This is a genomic window from Shigella sp. FC1567 (assembly GCF_001743015.1).
Lineage (GTDB): Bacteria > Pseudomonadota > Gammaproteobacteria > Enterobacterales > Enterobacteriaceae > Escherichia > Escherichia coli.
In genome coordinates, this window is the sequence record NZ_MIIV01000216.1 from 1 (window position 1) to 2,318 (window position 2,318).

Below are 2,318 nucleotides of genomic sequence, written 5' to 3' on the forward strand. Positions count from 1 at the left end.
CGTTGTAGCTTTTTCCTCAGCTTACGTATTTCGATTTGTTCTGGTGTTATCGGAGAGGCTTTTGGTGTTTTGCCCTGACGCTCATCACGCAGTTGTTTGACCCATCTTGTCATTGTGGAAAGGCCAACATCCATAGCTTTGGCGGCATCTGCCACCGTGTATTTCTGGTCAACAACCAGTTGAGCGGATTCGCGTTTAAACTCTGTGCTAAAATTTCTTTTTTTCATTGGAGCACCTGTGTTGTTCTGAGGTGAGCATATCACCTCTGTTCAGGTGGCCAAATTCAGTGTGCCACTTCATAGTGACTTTGGCGTTGGTATTAGCAACGCCATGAATGATAGGCGCAAAACTCGCTAATGTCGGAGGCAACATGCGGCTGTCGCTGTATAAACGAATGCCGCGGATACTGACAGAATCAAAGGTTTCGCCCGTTGTATAAGACTCACCAAGAATGAGTTGAGAACGCAGCGAGGCGATATCACGCTGTATATACCGATTCTTAAAATCATAATTACTGCCAGAATCGGTCATCCAGTTGTAGTTGCCTGAGGCACGCAGTCGCCATGCACCTAAATTCATCCCACCGTTAAAAGCAGCATAAATGCTGTCATTTCTTCGACCAGGAGTTTCACTATGATATCCGTTGAGGTTGTATGACAACATGGCCGCATTAATGCCATTTTCCCATAACGATGGATCAACATAGTTTTGGTAATTTTTCATTACCCATGCCTGAGGAACGTCTATATCCAGACGTTGCTCGTTAACGTCATAACGAACAGAAGCCTGAGGAATAATTTCCGTCAAATTAAGGCAATTGCCGAGTGTTTCATCCCTGGCAAGCAGAACGGCTTTTTCGTTATTTATATCGGGAGAATTTATATGAAACTGCAATAAATTCTTAAGTGTGATACAGGCTTGTGCGTTTTTTTTCCTTCAATTTCAATAAATGTAATGCTTTGGTTAATAATAGGTTGATCGTTGACATAAACACTGACGTCGTACATACCCGGTATAGCAGGGTTACCTTCACTATACCGGCTGAGATCAATATTTGAGGCATTCTGCCCCATCAGGAAGGTATGGTCATATTCAACAAGTTCAGCACAGAAAGCACTATTGCAATACAGCAGCGCGCAAAACGTAGCGATACGGGTCAGATGATTATGATAATTTTTAGTTGGTTTTATAGTCACGTTATGCTTCCTGCGGAATTATATCCTTGCCTGATTACAGACTGGCATTACCTTCAATGGTGCCACCAAAATCATTAATGGCGTAAAAATGTACTTTTGCAGAACTTGCTTTGCCATTAAGGCCAGTGACTTTCATGACCTCATCACTAAATGGTGCAATCATTTTCACATCAATCGGATAGCGTTTACCGCTAGCTTCTAAATCACCACTGCTAAAAGAGACGTAGTAAGGGGTTGGATTGGTCACTCGCAATGACGCCTTACCTTCTGAACCTGACCAGAACCACTTCAGGGCTAACGGGGCTTCAGAGGGATTTCCCTTCAATCCATCCGGGCGATAGAAAAGTTTTATACGTGTGCGAAATGCCAGTTGCAGCAGACTTTGATTCGCGACCTTTTCTGCATCTGGTTTTGGTGGAACTTCCAGTACGTTAAACCAGAACACGCTCTCTCTGTCTTTAGGCAGTGAGGTGCTGGCTGTGTACATTAATTTGATTGTTTGCCCACGTTTGGCATCAATACGCGATACTGGCGGCGTGGCAGTAAAAGGGACTGTAATACTGCCAGGCTCAGCGTTGTCATCGCCAGTATCTAACCAACTCTGGACAAGCAACGGGTTATTCCCTTTATTTTCCAGACGTACGTTGACACTTTTTTGATCGCTTTTATATATTACGCGAGTACCCGAAATGACAATGTCCGCAATAGACGATGAACTAAAAGCCATACAGGTTACGAAGCATAAAGCTGTTGTATGTTTGGTGTTAAAAAACATAAACCATCCCTGACAGAGTTAATTAAAACAGGGAATAATATAAAAATAGAAATTATTAACACTATTCCCTGGGTAATGACTCCAACTTACTGATAGTGTTTTATGTTCAGATAATGCCCGATGACCTTGTCATGCAGCTCCACCGATTTTGAGAACGACAGTGACTTCCGTCCCAGCCTTGCCAGATGTTGTCTCAGATTCAGATTATGTCGCTCAATGCGCTGAGTGTAACGCTTGCTGATAACGTGCAGCTTTCCCTTCAGGCGTGATTCATACAGCGGCCAGCCATCCGTCATCCATACCACGACCTCAAAGGCCGACAGCAGGCTCAGAAGACGCTCCAGTGT

4 protein-coding genes and 1 pseudogene are annotated in these 2,318 nt (G+C 43.8%); all 5 read right to left on the minus strand.

Translation table 11 applies throughout. From position 1 onward, the window contains the following. A partial coding sequence (locus BHE85_RS13385; protein WP_146628066.1) for a transposase occupies positions 1-227 on the minus strand: 227 nt, incomplete at its 3' end. Further along, positions 208-723 (minus strand): fimbria/pilus outer membrane usher protein, encoded by a 516-nt coding sequence (locus BHE85_RS28430; protein ID WP_000800984.1) that lies wholly within the window; start codon positions 721-723, stop codon positions 208-210. The genes BHE85_RS13385 and BHE85_RS28430, both read right to left, overlap by 20 nt. Next, positions 700-1,073, minus strand: a pseudogene (locus BHE85_RS28435) (FimD/PapC N-terminal domain-containing protein); the annotation flags it as partial. The pseudogene BHE85_RS28435 and the gene BHE85_RS28430, both read right to left, overlap by 24 nt. Positions 1,074-1,230: 157 nt before the next feature. Further along, positions 1,231-1,971: a fimbrial chaperone gene (locus BHE85_RS13395; RefSeq protein ID WP_000465931.1), complete on the minus strand. Its 741-nt coding sequence runs from the start codon at positions 1,969-1,971 to the stop codon at positions 1,231-1,233. Positions 1,972-2,057: 86 nt separating this feature from the next. Next, positions 2,058-2,318: IS1 family transposase (locus BHE85_RS13400; RefSeq protein WP_000317683.1), on the minus strand; the 261-nt coding region annotated here is incomplete at its 5' end.